12 protein-coding genes are annotated in these 17426 nt (G+C 71.6%); 7 read left to right on the plus strand and 5 right to left on the minus strand.

The features are described 5' to 3' along the window. Positions 1–221 precede the first annotated feature (221 nt). The gene (locus V6U79_RS23910) at positions 222–653 is read left to right on the plus strand and encodes a hypothetical protein (protein ID WP_334615889.1); all 432 of its coding nucleotides are present in this window, start codon (positions 222–224) and stop codon (positions 651–653) included. A 510-nt stretch (positions 654–1163) separates the two neighbouring features. Next, the gene (locus tag V6U79_RS23915) at positions 1164–1547 is read left to right on the plus strand and encodes a hypothetical protein (RefSeq protein ID WP_334615890.1); all 384 of its coding nucleotides are present in this window, start codon (positions 1164–1166) and stop codon (positions 1545–1547) included. An 81-nt stretch (positions 1548–1628) separates the two neighbouring features. On the opposite strand, the gene V6U79_RS23920 is transcribed toward V6U79_RS23915, so the two are convergent. After that, complete coding sequence (locus V6U79_RS23920; RefSeq protein ID WP_334615891.1) at positions 1629–2531, minus strand: alpha/beta hydrolase; 903 nt, start codon at positions 2529–2531, stop codon at positions 1629–1631. Between the two features lie 162 nt (positions 2532–2693). Then, on the minus strand, positions 2694–5102 hold the full coding sequence (locus V6U79_RS23925) for a beta-galactosidase (protein WP_334615893.1): 2409 nt from the start codon (positions 5100–5102) through the stop codon (positions 2694–2696). 119 nt (positions 5103–5221) lie between these two features. On the opposite strand from V6U79_RS23925, the gene V6U79_RS23930 reads away from it, so the two are divergent. From V6U79_RS23930 to V6U79_RS23950, 5 genes are all read left to right on the plus strand, one after another. Further along, complete coding sequence (locus V6U79_RS23930) at positions 5222–6253, plus strand: LacI family DNA-binding transcriptional regulator (RefSeq protein WP_334520381.1); 1032 nt, start codon at positions 5222–5224, stop codon at positions 6251–6253. Then, on the plus strand, positions 6250–7923 hold the full coding sequence (locus V6U79_RS23935; RefSeq protein WP_334520378.1) for an ABC transporter substrate-binding protein: 1674 nt from the start codon (positions 6250–6252) through the stop codon (positions 7921–7923). Before V6U79_RS23930 ends, V6U79_RS23935 begins: the two co-directional genes overlap by 4 nt. A 66-nt stretch (positions 7924–7989) precedes the next feature. Next, positions 7990–8985 carry an ABC transporter permease gene (locus V6U79_RS23940; protein WP_334615895.1) on the plus strand — a complete coding sequence of 332 codons (996 nt, stop codon included), beginning with the start codon at positions 7990–7992 and terminating at the stop codon, positions 8983–8985. A gap of 22 nt (positions 8986–9007) precedes the next feature. Next, entirely contained in the window at positions 9008–9937 is a 930-nt protein-coding gene (locus V6U79_RS23945) for an ABC transporter permease (protein WP_334615896.1), read from the plus strand. 1 nt (position 9938) lies between these two features. Then, complete coding sequence (locus V6U79_RS23950; RefSeq protein ID WP_334615897.1) at positions 9939–11816, plus strand: ABC transporter ATP-binding protein; 1878 nt, start codon at positions 9939–9941, stop codon at positions 11814–11816. 111 nt (positions 11817–11927) lie between these two features. Here the strand turns inward: V6U79_RS23950 and V6U79_RS23955 are convergent, their stop codons facing one another. The 3 genes from V6U79_RS23955 to V6U79_RS23965 are packed head-to-tail and all read right to left on the minus strand — an operon-like array spanning position 11928 to position 17112. Then, positions 11928–13466, minus strand: a complete 1539-nt coding sequence (locus V6U79_RS23955) for an alpha-amylase family glycosyl hydrolase (RefSeq protein WP_334615898.1) — start codon at positions 13464–13466, stop codon at positions 11928–11930. Further along, positions 13463–15253 (minus strand): GH39 family glycosyl hydrolase, encoded by a 1791-nt coding sequence (locus V6U79_RS23960; protein WP_334615899.1) that lies wholly within the window; start codon positions 15251–15253, stop codon positions 13463–13465. Before V6U79_RS23960 ends, V6U79_RS23955 begins: the two co-directional genes overlap by 4 nt. 2 nt (positions 15254–15255) lie before the next feature. Beyond that, the gene (locus V6U79_RS23965; RefSeq protein ID WP_334615900.1) at positions 15256–17112 is read right to left on the minus strand and encodes a GH39 family glycosyl hydrolase; all 1857 of its coding nucleotides are present in this window, start codon (positions 17110–17112) and stop codon (positions 15256–15258) included. Positions 17113–17426: the final 314 nt, after the last annotated feature.

Here is a 17426-nt window from a genome sequence, read left to right on the forward strand (position 1 = left end):
GGGGGAGTGGTGAGAGGTGCCGAGAAATATCTCCGCTGCTAGAAGGCCATCCGGGCAGCTTGCCGGGTTGCCCATCTTGATCTCATAACTCACCGCTAACCTCAGTTAACTGCACCACCCAGCAGCCGGCGAAGCGAATCCCGCGCGCCGTGCAGCGTTGTACTGGCGCTCTACACTCCGGCTCGTGTTGATTCGCAATTTCCGGCTGGTGAATCAGCTCGGTGTATCTGGCCGTGTTGACCGTCGTGTCGGGACTCGGCGGCGCACTGGGCGCGACCACGTGGATCCGGGCCGACGTGGCGGCCGTGCCGGGCACGATCGTGTGGTGCCTCGCCTTGATGGCGGCGGTGCTCGTGACCGCCCCCGCACAACCTCCCCGGATGGGCCTGCTGTGTCTGGCATGGCTCCTGTCCGGGCTGCTCATGTTCGCCAGCGCGATGGGCCTTTACACCGCCGTCCTCGAAGCGCGCGGCGAGCGGGTCGAGGCCACCGTGACGCAGGTACGCGACGGTACCGAGAATGGGCGCCACCTCTTCTACGCACTGGCGGATGCGGAGGGGACACGCATTCCCGGCGAGCTGGGCGCGTGGCCGGCGCGGAGATCGGCGCGAACCACAATCCCGAAGGCGAGGTCGGCGCGCGGGTCACGGTGATCCGGGACCCGGAGGGCCTGGTCGATCCCCGCCTGCCGGACGACGTCGATGGTTCGGTCGCGGTGCCCATCTGGCTCGTGGTCTTCACCATGACCGCCGCGGCCTGCATGCTCGCCGGACGACCGCTGAGGGCGAAGCCCGTGGTGCGCCGTCCTCGCGAGACTTCCGAGACCGGCCGTAGTCGAGCCCGGCGGCGACGGCGCAAGCGACGCCTCCGTCAGTCCTGACCTCGCCAGGCGGTGTACACGCCGGCGCCCTCCAACCGCAGGGACCGCTCCACACACCGACTGCCGCCCCCCCGGGCCTTGTAGTCCGCATCTAGTCCGCAAGAGGTCGACGGTAGGCGGGGGAGCGGTGTGAGGTGCCGAGAAGTGTTTCCGCTGCTAGAACCGTAAGCGTCCAGGTCGACGAAGCGGGCAATTTGATCTCATAATGCACAGGTCAGCCGACCTCAGCCCGCAGTTGTCTACCGCCGCACGGGCTGTTGGGCATGGCAGACAGACTCGCGGCATGAGTTACGACTTGGCGGTCTGGGAAGGCGATCTGCCGGCCGACGACGGTGCTGCGGGTGTGGTCTACGACCAGCTCTACGCCGCGTACATGGAGGGTGAGGAACTGCCACCGACCCCGCGCATCTGTGCCTACGTCCTGGCGTTGCTGGAGCGGTGGGTCGACATGCCTTACGACGAGCCCGACGTCAGTCCGTGGTCCGCTGGTCCTCTGACGGACGAAGCGTCGGGGCCTTTCGTCTACTTCACCATGCGGTACAGCAAGTGCGAGGAGGTGTCGGCCGAGGCGGCTCGCATGGCGGCAGACCACGGGCTGGTTTGCTACGACCCGCAGTGGGAACGCCTACGCCCGACCGCCGACGAACGCAGCGCCGCGTGCCATTAGCGTGCCATTAGGGCAGGCCAGCCCACGACCAGGCGGCCGGCGTCCTGGGCAGCCGATCATCGGCAATTCCCAAGCTGACTGTCAGCCGGTCGCGTAGGGGGCAGGTTGGGCGTCGAGCCAGTTGAGCAGGGTGGCACTGTACTGCCCGCTGATGCTGGCAACGTCTTCGCCCTCGTCGAAGGTGGGCAGGTGGTCGCATCCGTCGAGCCGGCAGACGCTCAGCCGGGTCGGGGTCTCGGCCGTGGCGCGCCGCCAGGCGGCGATGCTGGCCTCGACAGGTACCCAGGCGTCGGTGGCGCCATAGAACAGCAGCACGGGGCAGGAGGTTTGCGCGAACACCGGCTCCGGGTCGAAGTCCATGTCGGCCCAGGTGCCGGGCTGGGCGGGCAGCTGGCGGGGCAGCCAGGCGAGCGGAAACCACGCATGCTCGGCGGCGTGGTCGACGGCTTGCTGGGCGGCTGTCCGGTCGATGTGCCCACGTAGGTAGTCCTCGACCGTGGCGCGAAGGCGGTCCAGCTCGGCGATGTCGGTATCTGCGAATCCGTGCCGGCGAAGCTGCTCGGCGGTCCCGTAGCGCATCTGTGCGGCGGGGCTGACGCCGCTGGAGGAGACGAGGATCAGGAAGGCGACCAGGCCGGGGTTTCGGGCGGCGGTCAGCGGGGCCGCCCAGGCCCCCTGGCTCCATCCCCATAGCCCGATAGGGGCGTCGCCGACGTGCCGGCGCAGGAGTTCGACGGCCGCGGCCGCGTCGTCGGCCTGTCGAATCAAGGGGACATCGTGGTTGTTCACGCGCGGCCGGCGGTCGAAGCGCAGCACCGCGATGCCCATGTCGGGCAGTAGGTGGGCCAGGTGGGTGTAGCAGAAGTACGACCGATGGCCAGCCTCCGCACCGTGCAGAACGACCACGGCACCGCGGACGGGTCCGGCTGGTAGGTCCAGCGTGGCCGGGAGCCGCATGCCCTCGACATCGATGTTCAGCTCCATGCCCGGCAGTCAAGCACAGAGGCGCCGGTACGGCTGCCGTCCGCTCGGCGGCCGGTGATGAGGCCGGCAGGGTAGGCGAGCTTGATCAGGTTCTGGCCAGGCTGACTCCTCAACAACCCCAGTTGCACCGATCGTTTGACAGACCCGTCCCCGGGCCACCACTCAGGCCACGCTGATCCGTACCGGGTCGTCGTCGGGCCCGCCGGGAAGCCGCACGGTCACCCGCCCTTGCCCGACGTGCACGCTGCCGCGGCTCGCGGTGATCGGCCGGTCGGTAGCCAAGACCACCTCGTCGTCGCCCTGGGTAGGGCGCAGCAGCACCGTGTCTCCCTCGCGGGAGACCAGTTCGCAGGTCGTCTCCACCAGCGTGGCGGCGCCGACCCGGATCCCGTACGGCAGGATCAGCCCGGTACGGGCGGGCATCCGCAGCCGCCGGCCGGCCAGCACCGGGACGCCCTGCCAGTCGAGCGTGAGGGTCACCGCGGACGGTGCCACGTTGACCAGGTGCAGCAGCCGCTGCCCAGCCGCGTCCACCGTGGAGGTGAGCACGAGACCGGGCCCGTCGGCGTTCGCGGCGAGCCGGGGGCGCACCCCGAGCCGCGCCACCGCCGCGCGCCAGAAGTCCAGGTCGCAGGGGACGTCGGCGGCGATCACCAGCGCTCGCCCGGTGCCGACGGCGACCTCCACCGCGCACGGCTCGCCGGAGCCGACCTCGACGAGCACGGGCTCGGCGGCGGCGCCGGCCAACCGTTGCGCGTAGCCGACCCGGACCTCGGCCCGGCCCGCCGCCCAGCCCTGCCCGACCACCGACGGGAAGGACTGCGGTCCGTCATCGACGCGGCCGGTGACGGTCAGCCCGAGCGCGTCGGCGAGCAGCGTGCACCGGGTGCCATCGTGGTCCCGCTCGGGCAGCACGCCGTGCAGCAGCAGCCGACCGCCGCCGCGCAGGTGCTCGACCAGCCGCTGCTGCACCTCCCGTCCGAGCGTGGCGGCGCTGGCCAGCGCGATCAGCGGCGGTGTGTGCGCCGGCAGCGGCGACTGAAGGTCGACGGCCGGGAAGGAGTAGCCGGCGAGCAGCAGCGCCCGGGCGAGCACGTCGCGCGGACCCATGCCGCGGAATCGTTCCAGGTCGGCGACCTGCGCGGCCCGCGACGCCGAGGCAGGGTGGTGGTACTCGGTCAGGTAGTGGTCGGGTACGAAACCGAGCGTCAGGCCGTCGTTCTCCTCGTCGGAGTCGGCGAGCAAATCGGCGACGCCACGTATGGCGTGCAGTGCGCGTCGGGCCGCGGCGTAGGTCGGGTTGAGCCGCCCCTCGGGGTCGACGGGCGCGGCGAACCCGTGCCGCTCCCCGGTGAACGCGATCCGGTCGTTGCCGTCGCCTACCGGCGCGGCCAGTGGCGGGTTGTATCCGCCTGCGAAGAGGTAGAGATTGATCAGCCGGTTGCCCTGCGCCACGCAGAGCCGAGCCTTGAGCTCGATCGCCTCCGGCGGGTAGAGCGTCGCCAGGTCCTGGCCGTAGTCGCCGTTGCCCGCCTCGAATTCCAGCGACGTCGGCGGCTGGTGGGCGTCGTGCACGGCGGCCAGGAAGGCGTTGCCGACGTACAGGTCGGCGACGTTCGTGACGGTGAGGTCGCCGAGGTAGTAGTCCGAGCCGGAGGTGAGCTGCGGCTGACCCCGGTACGCCTCGAAGAGCTGGCTGATGCCGATGGGGAAGGTCCGGCCCCGCCCGCTCCCGGTGCCGTGCACGTTGATCAGGAACGGCACGCCGGTCACCCCGTGCCGTTCGGCGGACTCCCGCAGCGTGACCACGTACCGCCGGTACCGGTCGCGCATGTAGCGGCCCAGATCGTCGTGGACCGTCAGCGACCGCGCCTCGGCGGGGGTGCGCAGCGCTGACGCCCAGGCGTCGGGGTCACCCGGGTCGGCGCCGATGCGCTCGGCCGCGACGTCCTTGCCGTACCGGTCGACGGCCCAGCGCCGCAGGTCTTCGCAGACGACGTCGGTGAGGTCGGGGGAGTTGGTCACCCAGGACAGCATCCCGATCTCGTTGTCCAGCTGGACGCCGATCACCGGCCCGCCGCGGTCGGCGAGCCGTTCGGCGATGACCGGCATCACCTCGGCGTACCAGGCCTCGGTTGCGGCCAGGAACTCCGGAGCCAGGTAGTCGATGGTTCGGGTCTCGACGGGCCGGCCGTCCCAGGTGGTCGGCAGCAGGTGGGGGTGTTCGTCGTACAACCGGTAGGGGATGCCCTCGTTCTTGACCTCGGCCATGATGAACGGGCCGGGCCGGACCAGCGCGTGCAGCCCCCGTTCGTGGGCGAGGTCCAGGAAGCCGGCGAGATCGCGCTGCTCGTGGGTACGACCGATCAGGTCCACGCTGCCGTCCGGCAACTCGTGCCAGAGCCAGGGCACGTAGGTCGCCACGGTGTCACCGCCGCATTCCCGCAGCCGGTCGAGGCGGTCCGCCCACTGCGCCCGGGGCAGCCGGAAATAGTGCACCTCCCCGGCGAGCAGCAGTCGGGGACGACCGTCGACGACGATCCTGCGGTCGTGGAGAAGAACTCGCGACATGCGGGGTGACTCTTCCTCTCGGCGGATCTTCAGGCGGTCCCTCTTGTGATCCGGTGGGACGCCTGCCTATGGTGCCCTGAAACCGGTTTCTGTCACGCACGTTACGGATCGAGGAAGTCATGGGCAATAGTCGGGTCACGGTTCGACAGATCGCCCGGCTCGCCGGAGTCTCGGTCGCCACGGTGTCCCGGGTCTCCAACGGCACCGGCCAGGTGTCAGAGGAGATGCGCCGCCGTGTCCTGGAGGCCATCGAGGAGCATGGCTACCGGCCTGACCACCTCGGCCGAGCGCTCGCCGCGCGCCGGCACGGCGCGCTCGGTCTGGTCTTCCCCGGCCTGTCCGGCCCGTACTTCACCGAACTGATCCAGGGCTTCGAGTCCGAGGCCGTCCCGGCCCGGGCCAGCGTGCACATTCTCTGCACGCATCTGCGCGAGGACTCCGACGACCAGGTGCTGGAGATGGCCCGGCGGGTCGACGGCATCGCCGTCATCGGCGGCACCATCTCCGAACCGGCACTGCTCCGGCTCGCCACGATGGTGCCGGTCGTCGTCCTGGCCGGCAGGGGCCCGGACACGGTCACCTCGGTCAGTGTCGACAACGCCCCGGCCATGACCCGGCTGACCCGACACCTGCTGGTCGACCACGACCTGCGCCACCTGGCCTTCGTCGGCAACCCGGACGGCTCGCCCGACGTCAGCGAGCGGTGGGCCGGCTTCCGGCAGGCCTACCGGGAGCTGGACCTGACCCCGCCCACCGAGCCGGTCCGGGTCGCCATGCAGCAGCCGGACGGCGTACTCGCCGCCGAGCGGCTGCTCGTGGGCGGCACCGCCCCGCAGGCGGTGGTCTGCGCCAACGACGAGATCGCCCTCGGCGTCCTCGTCGGGGCCCTCGGCCGGGGGCTGCGCGTACCCGAAGACCTCGTCATCACCGGCTTCGACGACGCGCCCATGGCCGCGCTCGTCTCGCCGTCGCTGACCACCGTGCGGCAACCGATCCGGGACCTGGCCGCCGAGGCCGCCCGGCGGATCCTCAGCGCCGCCGACGACCCCCACGCGGCGGCACCCGAGAGCATCGTCCTCCCCACCGAGTTCGTCGTACGCCGCAGCTGCGGCTGCCCGGCGGAATCCCCCACTGGAGGTACCGGCAAGTGAAACGATCAAGACTAGCCCGGATCGCCGCAGTCGCCGCGGCAGTCGCCCTGGCGGCGAGCGGCTGCACCGGCACGGAACAGAAGTCCGGCCCCGGCACCGACGGCCGGATCGCATATCTCGACTACGGCGACTTCGGCGGCGGCAGCAACCCGCAGGCCAACTACAACCCGTACCTGGACGCCAGCCGGCTCGGCGCCACCGAGTACGTCTTCGAGCAGTTGATCGCCTACGACAACTACGGCTGCCAGGCCAAGCCCTGGCTGGCCACGGAATGGACGTGGACCAACCCGCAGACGCTGGTCTGGAAGCTGCGCCAGGGCGTGAAGTGGAACGACGGCAAGCCGTTCTCGGCCGACGACGTCGTCTTCACCTACGACATGCTCAAGCAGCACAAGGCGCTCGACACCAAGGGGATCTGGCGGTATCTGAGCGCGGTCGAGGCGACCGACCCGCAGACCGTCACGATGCGGTTCACCCAGCCCGGCGCGGCGGCGTTCACCCTGTTCGGCGAGATCAAGATCGTGCCCAAGCACGTCTGGTCCGCCGTGGCCGACCCAGTGACCTTCCCCAACGCCGAGAAGCCTGTGGGCACCGGGCCCTTCACCGTCAAGGCCTTCAACCCGCAGCAGCTCACGCTCGGCCGCAACGCCGACTACTGGCAGGCCGACAAGGTCAAGGTCGACGAGCTGCGGTTCCACAAGGCCGACGGCGGTGGGCAGATCGACCAGCTCAAACTCAGCCGCGGCGAGTACGACACCAACGCGATGTTCGTGCCGGACATCAAGAAGGCGTACGTCGACCGGGATCCGGCGCACAACAAGTACTGGTTCCCCTCCGGCGGCTCGATCAGCGTCTACATGAACCTGACCAAGGCGCCGTTCAACGACACCGCCTTCCGCAAGGCCCTGGTGCCCGCGTTCAACCGACAGGAGATCGTCGACAAGGCACAGCTCGGCTACGTCAAGCCGGCGAGCCAGACCGGCCTGGTGGTCCCGGGGCAGGCCGGGTGGCTGCCCAAGGACCTCCCCAACCAGGGCGTGGCCGGCTACGACGCGGCCAGGGCCGACGCCGACCTGACCGCCGCCGGCTACCCCAGAAACGGCGACGGCAAGCGCGTCGGCAAGGACGGCAAGCCCATCGCCTTCAGCTTCCGGGTTCCCGGCGCCTGGACCGACTGGGTACAGGCGCAGCGCATCATCGTGGCGAACCTGACCTCGCTCGGGTTCACCGTCCGGGCCGAGACGCCCACCCCCGAGGCGTACGAGAACGACCGGGCGATCGGCAACTACGACATGCTGCTCGGCGTGCACGGTGGAAGCTGCAACATGTTCCGCAACTTCCAGGAGCCGCTGGCCAGCGACCAGTCGGCGCCGATTGGCAAGAAGGCCGTCAGCAACTTCGTCCGCTGGAACGACCCTCGCACCGACCAGCTGATCGACACCCTGCGCACCGCCACCGACGAGGCGGCCCAGAAGACCGCCGTCGCCGACCTGACCAAGGTCATGACCGAGCAGGTGCCGATGATCCCGCTCTGGTACGGCGCCAAGTGGTTCCAGTACCGCACCGCGAAGGCCACCGGCTGGCCCAGCGAGGAGAACCCCTACGCCGCGCCCAGCGACAACCTGATCATCATCACCAACCTGCGGCCGACCGGGACCAACGCCAAGTAAGCCGATGGCCGGCCGGCGCGCACCCCCGCACGCCGGCCGGCCCGTCCCCCGGAAGGGAGGGCCCCGGTGGCCTACTTCGCCCGACGCTTCGCCTTCTTCCTCGGCACCCTGTGGGCCGCCGTCACGCTGAACTTCCTGATTCCCCGGTTGCAGCCCGGCGACCCGGCCGAGGCCATCGTCTCCCGGCTGGCCGGGCAGAGCGAGAGCGTCGACCCGGCCCAGCTGCAGGCCATCCGGATCATGCTCGGCGCCCCCGACGGCAACCTCTTCGACCAGTATCTGCAGTACCTCGGCGCGGTGGTCCAGGGCGATTTCGGGGTCTCGTACACCTACTTCCCCTACAGCGTCACCCACATGATCGGTGAGGCGCTGCCGTGGACGGTGATCCTGGTCGGGGTCACCCAGATCATCTCCTTCATCGTCGGCACGCTGCTGGGCACCTGGGCCGCGTACCGCCGCAACAGCCGGGTCGACTCGGTCATCACCCTCGGCTCGACGTTCCTCGGCACGCTGCCGTTCTTCTGGCTCGCCCTGCTGCTCATCTACGTCTTCGCGATCACTCTGCGCTGGTTTCCCGAGCGTGGTGGCTACGGCGGCGGCAGCAGTCCCGGCTGGAGCTGGATCTTCATCTCCGACGCCTTCCAACACAGCGTCCTGCCCGCCGTCGCGCTGCTGATCACCGGCCCGATCGGCTGGATCATCGGCATGCGCAACAACATGGTGCAGAGCCTCGGCGAAGACCACGCCCGCCTCGCCGTCGCCCGCGGCCTGCCCCGGCGGCGCATCGCCCTCACCTACGGCGCCCGGATCGCGATCCTGCCCAACGTCACCGGCTTCGCCATTGCACTGGGCAGTGTCCTGGGCGGCACCGTCCTGGTCGAGACGGTCTTCAACTATCCGGGCATGGGCCGGCTGCTGCTGGAATCGGTGTCCAGCCGGGACTATCCGTTGATGCAGGCGATCTTCCTGTTCACCACCGTCGGCGTGCTGGTGGCCAACTTCCTCGCCGACCTGCTGTACGGGTTCCTCGACCCCCGGGTGCGAAAGGCGGAGACGGCATGACCGAGCGGACCAGGGAGCTGTCATGAGCACACCCGCTCCCGCCGTACCGGCCCCGGGCAGGGACTCCGAGGGCCTCCAGGCCGCCGCCACCGAGCTGGCCCGACGCAGCCGGCTGCCCGGCTGGTTCGTCATCCTGTGGCGCAACCGAAAATGCCGCATCGGCCTGCTGATGCTCGGCGCCTTCATCGTGGTCGCGCTCTTCGCCCCGCTGATCGCGCCGTACGACCCGCGCGACGACGCCTTCCCCACCTCGCTCGGCCCCACCGGCGGTCACTGGCTCGGCACCACCGCCCAGGGCGAGGACGTCTTCAGCCAACTCGTCGTCGGCGCCCGCACCTCGCTGATCGTCGGGCTCGCCGCCGGGCTGCTCTCCACCCTGATCGGGCTGGTCATCGGGCTGACCGCCGGTTACCTGCAGGGCTGGGTCGACGAGGTGCTCTCCTTCCTGATCAACCTCGGCCTGGTGGTGCCGGCGCTGCCGCTGATGGTGACGCTGGCCGCGTACGCGCCGGTCCGTGGCCTCTGGCTGATCATCTTCGTGATCAGTGTGACCGGCTGGGCGTACGGTGCCCGGATCAAGCGATCGCAGATCATCACACTGCGCACCCGCGACTACATCACCGCCGCCAGGTTCGCCGGCGACGGCACCGCCCGGATCATCGCCCGCGAGATCGTGCCCAACATGACCTCGCTGATCGTGGTCGGCTTCATGGGTGCGGCGCTCGGCGCGATCGGCGGCGAGGCGGGCCTGGCCTTCCTGGGGCTCGGCGATCCGCAGACGGTCAGCTGGGGCACCATGCTCAACCAGGCCAGCCTCGGCGGCGCCCTGCTCACCGGCCAGTGGGCCTGGCTGATCGCCCCCGGCCTGGCGCTGTCGCTGCTGATCACCTCGTTCACGCTGATCAACTTCGGCATCGACGCGCTGAGCAACCCCCACCTCCGGGAGGATTGACATGGCCCTGCTCCAGGTGGAGAACCTCTCCGTCACCTACACGCCGCGCGACCAGCCGGCCAACCGCGCCGTGCACAACGTCTCGTTCGACATCGACGAGGGCGAGTTCGTCGGGTTGCTGGGGGAGTCCGGCTGCGGCAAGTCGACGCTGGGCAATGCCGTCCTGCGACTGCTCTCCCCACCGGCCAGGATCAGCGGCGGCCGGGTCACCTTCGACGGCGTCGATCTGACCACCGCCAGCGAGGACCAGTTGCGGGAGCTGCGCTGGACCAATCTGTCGACGGTCTTCCAGAGCAGCATGAACTCGCTGAATCCGGTGATCCGGGTGCAGGCGCAGTTCGCCGACACCTTCGCCGCGCACAAGATCCCCGGTGATGTCACGGCGCGGGCCACCGAGCTGCTCGACCTGGTCTCGCTGGATCCCCGGGTGCTCAAGGCGTACCCGCACGAACTCTCCGGCGGCATGAAGCAACGGGTGGCGCTGGCCCTGGCGCTCGCGCTGCGCCCCAAGCTGGTGCTGCTCGACGAGCCGACCACCGGGCTCGACGTGGTCGTGCAGCGCAGCATCCTCACCCGACTGGCCGAACTGCGCCGCGAGCTGGGCTTCGCCGTGCTCTTCATCAGCCACGACCTGGGCACGGTGCTGGAGATGGCCGACCGGGTGATGGTGATGTACGGCGGCGAAATCGTCGAGAACCGCCCGGCGGCCGACATGCTGCACGAGCCGCGGCATCCCTACACCCGGGGCCTGCTCGGCTCGTACGCCGACCCGCGCCTGCCCGACGTGCAGGTCACCTACATCCCAGGCCGGCCACCGGACCTGTCCCGGCCGCAGGGCGGCTGCCTGTTCACCCCACGCTGCCCGCACGCCGAGGACGCCTGCCGTCAGGTCCACCCCGAGTTGCTGCCCGACCACGACGGGCTGGTCCGCTGTCTGGTGGCGCAGGAGAACCGGTTGCCGGTGGTGCAGCTCGGCGCGGCGGACGCCGCCGCCACGATCGGCAGCCACTTCCCGGCCACCGGCGCCCTCACCGACCCGACCGACACCCCCGGCGCGGCGGCCGAGGCCGTCCTCTCCGTCGACCGGGTCACCAAGCGCTACACCAGCCGGCGCGGGCTGCGCACCAGCACCGTCGAGGCCGTTCGCGACGTGTCGCTCACCCTGCACCCCGGCCGGGTCACCGCCCTGGTCGGGCAGAGCGGCAGCGGCAAATCGACGATCGCCCGCCTGATCACCGGCATCGAACGCCCCAGCACCGGCGAGGTGCGCTTCAGCGGGGATCCGGGCGCGGAGGTCCGGGTGGACCGGCTGCGCGGACGGGCGTTGGTCGACTACCGCCGGCACGTGCAGATGGTCTTCCAGGACCCGTTCAGCGCCCTCAACCCGACCCGGACGGTGGCGTACGCCCTGTCCCGCCCGCTGGTCAACTTCGCCGGGCTGCGCGGCGCCGCGATCCGGGAACGCTCGGCGCAACTGCTGGAAAGCGTCGGACTCGCCCCGGCCGGACAGTTCCTCGACAAGCTGCCGCACCAGCTCTCCGGCGGCCAGCGCCAGCGGGTGGTGACCGCCCGAGCCCTGGCCCCCGACCCGCGGGTGCTGATCGCCGACGAGCCGATCTCCATGCTGGACGTCTCGATCCGCGCCGAGATCCTGGAGCTGCTCGGCGAGCTGGTCCGCAACCGGCGCCTCGCGATGCTCTACATCACCCACGACCTGCTCAGCGCCCGGCTGCTCGCCGACGAGGTGCTGGTGCTCCACCAAGGCGTGCTCGTGGAGCGTGGACCGACCCGGGAGGTGATCGGGGCGGCCCGGGACGACTACACCCGGCTGCTGCTCGACTCGATCCCCAACCCCTTCCCCAAGGCCGCCCGCTCGTAGCGACGCCACAGGACGCGGCGACGTCGGGCCCGCCGCAGCTGTCGCGGCGGACCCGACGTCCGGCTGAGGCGGCTCAAGCCGCGCCGTGGCGCGGGCGCTTTTCCGGGAGGGTCAGTCCAGCCAGGCGGCCGACCGGGCGGGCAGCGTCGGGCCGTCCACCGGTGCGCTGGCGAGCAGCACCGAACCACCGTACGGTCGCCGGTCGATCGCGGTGTCACCGAGGTTGACCAGGCAGGTGGGACCGTCGGCGCCCCGACGGAACGCCAGACACCCCGGCGGCGCGTCCAGCCAGGTCACCTCTGCCGGCCGGCCCCGCCAGCACGTTGCGCGCAACCGCAGCGCCGCCCGGGTCAGCACCAGCGCCGACGTGGGATCGTCGGCCTGCCGGGCCACCGAGAAGCCACCCCAGCCGGCCGGCTGCGGCAGCCACGGGGTCGACCCGACCGGCCCGAAGCCGTACGGCGCGGGCCCGTCGGTCCACGGCAGCGGCACCCGGGCTCCGTCGCGGCCCCGCTCCGTGCCGCCGGAGCGGCGGAACACCGGATCGCGGATCTCGTCGTCGGCCAGCGCCACCTCGGGCAGGCCCAGCTCGTCGCCGGCGTAAAGGTATACCGCGCCGGGCAGCGCGAGCAGCAACAGCAGCATGGCCCGGGCGCCGTCGCGGCCCCACCGCTGCGCCGCCCGGCTCACGTCGTGACTGCCGTGCACCCAGGCCGGCAGTCGGCCGTGCCGGGTGGTGGCCGCAAGCAGCGCGTCCACCCCCGCCTGCCAGTCCTCCGGCCGTAGCGGCCAGTAGAGCGGGTCCATCGCGAAGGCCTGTCCCAACTCGTCCGGGCGCAGGTACGGCCCGATGACCTCCGGCCCTCCCCAGGTCTCGGCCACGCCGAGCCGGTCACCCGGATAGGCGGCGAGCTGCCGAGCCCACCGGCGGTAGATCTCGTGCACCTCGTCGCGGTCGCTGTACGGCGACGGGTCACCGGCCCGCCAGCCGACGGGCAGCTCCGGGTAGGCCGGGTCCTTCACCAGCGAGCCCGCGGCGTCGAAGCGCACCCCGTCGACGCCGCGGTCCAGCCAGAACCGCAGCGTGGCCGCCGCGTCCGCGGCCACCTCGGGATGCTCGTGCCGCAGGTCGGGTTGCTCGGCGTCGAACAGGTGCAGGTACCAGTCGCCGTCACCGAACGGCGCCCACGCCGGCCCACCGAAGATGGACCGCCAGCCGTTCGGCGGTAGCTCCCCGGCGACGCCCCGGCCGGGCCGGACGTGGAACCGGTCCCGCTCCGGTGAGCCGGGCCCGGCCACGCGGGCCGCGGTGAACCACGGATGGGCGCTGGAGACGTGGTTGAGGACCAGGTCGACCACCACCCGCAGGCCGAGCCGGTGGGCGTCGGCGATCAGCCCGTCCAGCTCGGCGAGCGTACCCATGCGGGGGTCGACGGCGCGGTGGTCGGACACGTCGTAGCCGCCGTCGTGGTCCGGGCTCGGATAGAACGGGGTCAGCCAGACCGCGTCGACGCCGAGGCCGGCCAGGTAGGGCAGTCGGGACCGCGCGCCGGCCAGGTCGCCGAGGCCGTCGCCGTCGGCGTCGGCGAACGAGCGCAGGTAGACCTCGTAGGTGACGGCCTCGCGCCACCACGGCCCGGTGCCGGTCATCGCGGGGTCAGCTCCAGCAAGGAGATCGACGGCATGGGCAGGGTCACCGGCAGCCCGACGGTGCCGCGATCCGGCGTGAGGGTCACCGGTGGGGTCGCGTCGGCGAGCCGGTCGGCGGCCCGCAGCGCGGCCCACTGCTCGTCGGTCGGCCACCGGCCGACGCCGAGCCGCCGGGCGGTGGCGGAGAGGTTGGACGTCTGCTCGTCGAGCCGCCGATGCCGCACCTCGTACGCGCCGTGCGGCAGCCCGTCGATGCGCAGCCGCACCGACCGCTCCAGCCGGTCGCGCTGGTCGGGCCGGTCGAGCACACCCTGGTCCAGGGTGCCGTTCCAGAGCACGATGGCGATCCGGCCGGTGTCCGGATCGAGCGACGGCCACGCCCGCACCAGCGCGCCCGCGCCGTCACCGGTGAGCCGGGCGGCGAGCTGCAGCGGGGCGAGCTGCTCCAGCATCCACAGCGCCCAGAACCGGGGCTTGGCCAGGCCGCCCACCGACAGCAGCCCGAACCCGCCGTGCAGCAGCGCGGGCGGTCGGCCCAGCTCCTCGAAGTGGTCGCTGGCCACCCAGCAGGCGAGTGCCGCCACCCGGCCGGCCGCCTCCTGCATCCCGGTGGCCACGAAGGCCGCCGAGAACACCGAATCGTTGACCGGTGCGAAGTGGGTGGGGGAGGGGCCCCACTCGGTCCAGCGCAGCGGCGTGCCGGCCCGGCCGTGCCGGGCCAGCGCTGGGCGCAGGTCCAGCGGCGGGCTCCCGTATACGTGGGTGGAGAGGAAGTCCAGCGGGGCGCCGGAGGCGTCGATGTGATCGAGGAACGGCTCGACCCACTTCGTCGCGGCGGTCGCCGGCCCCCCGATCGGCAGGCCGGGACAGGCCTCCCGTACGGCGCGGGCGGTGACGTCGTACATCCGCAGGTAGTCCTCCCGGCTGCCGGTCCAGAAGCAGTCCAGGTCGGGTTCGTTCCACACCTCGACCGCCCAGTGGCGCAGCTCGGCGTCGCCGACGCGGGCGCGCAGGTGCCGGATCAGGTCACCGACCAGCGCCGCCCACCGGTCCCAGTCTCGCGGTGGGCTGGACACGCCCGCGGCGGTGACCACCCGTGACGGGTCACGGGCCAGCGCCCGGGGCGTGAACGACAGCTCCAGCACCGGCCGCAGCCCGGTCGGTGCCAGCGCGTCCAGCACCGCGTCGATGCCGGTGAAGTCGTGCACCGGCCGGCCGTCGACCTCGCGGTAGACGCCGAGGTCGTCGCCGAGGATGCCGTGCGCCCGGACCCGCTCGACTCCCAGCTCGCGGTGCGCCCGCCCGAGCGCGGCGGCGAGCCCCGCGCCCATCTCCTCGCCGCCGACCCGGTCGGCGCTGAGCAGCAGGCTCAGATGTTCCGAACCGATCATGTCCCGCCACGGGCGGTGCACCGGCCCGAGCGGGCAATCGGCGTCGACGGTCACCTCTACCAGGCCGTCGCCGTCGGTCAGGGCGGCGACCGGCGCGGACGGCGGCCCGAGGGGGGCATCGCCGGGCCGGTCCGCGTCGAGCACCGGGCGCACCGCGTACCGCACGGTCCGTCCGGGCTCGGCGGTGGTGTCCGCGTACGGCGGGCCGGGCACCGCCAACAGGTCACCGCCACGATGGTCGACCACCTGGTACGGGCCGTCGCCGTCGGCGCGGTGCACCAGGTAGCCCACGGCGCCGGGCACCCGGTCCCAGTCGACGCTCACCTGACCGCGCCCGGCCCGGGCCCGCGGTCCGTGCGACACGTCGTCCGCGGTCGCCTCGGAGGGGGAGGTCACGCTCAGCTCCCGGCGACCTCGATCAGCACCGCCCCCGGCTGGGGCAGGTGCAGCTCCACCACCGCTGCCCCGCCCCGAGCCCGGGTGTCGACCTTCTCGACCGGCAGCGAGTCGGCGGCGCGCAACGCGTCCCACTGCTCCCCGGTGGGCCAGTCGGCCACGCCGAGCTGCTCGGCCAGCGTGGTGACGTCGCCGTGCTCGCGGTCGAGGCGGGTCACCATCACCGTCCGGCCGGCGGCACCCTCGACGGCCAGCCGGATCTGACGGGCCAGCGCCGGGTCACCGTCGCGCTTGGACTGATCCAGGGTGGAGTTCCAGACCAGGATGGCGAGGCCGCCGTCGGCGCGCCTGCTGGCCCAGCTCTGCACCAGCCCGTCCGCGCCGTCTCCGGAAGCCTGGACGCTCAGCTCGGTCTCGCCCAGCTGGGCGAGCATCCGCAGGGCGTGGTAGCGGGGCTTGGCGATGCCGCCGACGGTGATGAGGCCGAAGCCGCCGTGCAGCAGTCGGGGCGGGCGGCCCAACTCCTCGAAGTGGTCGCTGGCCACCCAGTAGGAGAGTGCCTCGACCCGGCCGGCGGCCGAGCGCATGCCGCTGAGCAGGAAGGTCGCCGCCGATGTGCCGTCGTTGACCGGGTGGAAGTGGGTGGGCGTGACGCCCCACTCGGTCCACAGGATCCGCGCGTCGGGAAAGCCCAGCCGGTGCAGGGTCGGGCGCAGGTCCAGCGGCGGGCTGCCGTAGGTGTGGGTGGAGACGAAGTCGACCGGTGCGCCCGAGCGGTTGGCGTGCTCCAGCAACGCGTCCACCCAGCCGGCGGCGGCCGACGACGGCCCACCGACGGGGATCCGCGGGTCGACGTCCTTGACCGCCTTGGCGGTGACGTCGTAGAGCCGCATCCACTCGTCCCGGGTGCCGGACCAGAACACCTCCAGGTTTGCCTCGTTCCACACCTCGAAGTCCCAGCTCAGCACCGTCTCGCCGTACCGCTCCAGCAGGTGCGCGACGAGTGCCCGGACCAGCTCGGCCCAGCGGTCCCAGTCCTTGGGCGGGGAGATGACGCCGCGGTACTCGAAGACCGTCCGGTCGGGGTCGCTGGCCAGGTCGCGGGGCATGAAGCCGATCTCGACGACCGGCCGTAGATCGATGGAGAGGAGCAGGTCGTAGACCCGGTCGACGCCGGTGAAGTCGATCACCGGCGCGCCGTTCACCTCGCGGTAGACGGCCAGGTCGTCGTGGAGGATCGAGTGCGCGCGGACCGTCTCCACGCCGATTTCCTGTCGGATGCGGCGCAGCGCGGCGAGCAGTTCGCGGCCGATCTCCCGGCCGCCGGAGGTGTCGGTGCAGAGCAGCTGGGACAGCCGCTCGCTGCCGATCATCGGTTGCCACGGTCGGGGAAGTGGCACGCCCTCGTCGTCGGCGTCGACCCGCAGGGCGACGGTCGGGGCGTTGCCGTCGGCCGGCAGCGCGGCGGCGTGGATCGGGGCGCTGAGCGGTCCGGTCACGGTGACCTCGGGGACGGCGGCCACCGCGTAGGCGTACGGCTTGCCGGGCTCGCCGGTGGTGTCGACGTACCAGGTGTCGGGCACCGAGAGGACGTCGCCGCCGAGGTGGTCGATCGGCGTGGGTTCACCGGTGGGTACTCCGTCGCGCAGCGGCGCGCGGTGCACCAGGTAGCCGACGGCGCCGGGAACCGGCGACCAGGACAGTCGGACGTGGCCGACCCCGGCGGTGGCCGTCAGGTCACCGGGTGGGGCGAGCTGGGGGATCCCGCTTGTCGTGCCCTCCTCATCGCTGCGCAGCGCGATGCGAGCCTCCCAGTCGGATCGGGCGTCTGCTGGCTGGTGGTCGCTGGTGCTCGTCACCGGGGCACCTCCAGGGTGTGTCATGTGGTCAGTTCCGAGCACTGTAACCGGTTTCTGCGGCGGTTGCGCCCGCGGTGCCGTGACTTTCTCGCGTACGCGCTGGTCCATCAGGGGCAGGTTTCCGGAGTGCCAGTGAGCGAGGTGCGTGGCACCGCTGGGCCATGGCGATCGGTGCGGGCCGGGCGAGGACTCGCAGTCCGAGGCGGTAGGCCAGGTCGAGGAACCCGGCCAGGTGCCGCTGGGGTGGGACATTGAGGACCGCTCTTCCCCTTCGAGGGGTTGTGAACCTCTACACCCCTACCTATGGTCTGGTG

Source organism: Micromonospora psammae, assembly GCF_036902725.1.
Classification (GTDB): Bacteria; Actinomycetota; Actinomycetes; order Mycobacteriales; family Micromonosporaceae; genus Micromonospora.

Coding starts and splice junctions, on each gene's coding strand:
- V6U79_RS23915 (WP_334615890.1), top strand. CDS start 1,164: ATGAGTTACGACTTGGCGGTCTGGGAAGGCGATCTGCCGGCCGACGAC.
- V6U79_RS23920 (WP_334615891.1), bottom strand. CDS start 2,531: ATGGAGCTGAACATCGATGTCGAGGGCATGCGGCTCCCGGCCACGCTG.
- V6U79_RS23925 (WP_334615893.1), bottom strand. CDS start 5,102: ATGTCGCGAGTTCTTCTCCACGACCGCAGGATCGTCGTCGACGGTCGT.
- V6U79_RS23930 (WP_334520381.1), top strand. CDS start 5,222: ATGGGCAATAGTCGGGTCACGGTTCGACAGATCGCCCGGCTCGCCGGA.
- V6U79_RS23945 (WP_334615896.1), top strand. CDS start 9,008: ATGAGCACACCCGCTCCCGCCGTACCGGCCCCGGGCAGGGACTCCGAG.
- V6U79_RS23950 (WP_334615897.1), top strand. CDS start 9,939: ATGGCCCTGCTCCAGGTGGAGAACCTCTCCGTCACCTACACGCCGCGC.
- V6U79_RS23955 (WP_334615898.1), bottom strand. CDS start 13,466: ATGACCGGCACCGGGCCGTGGTGGCGCGAGGCCGTCACCTACGAGGTC.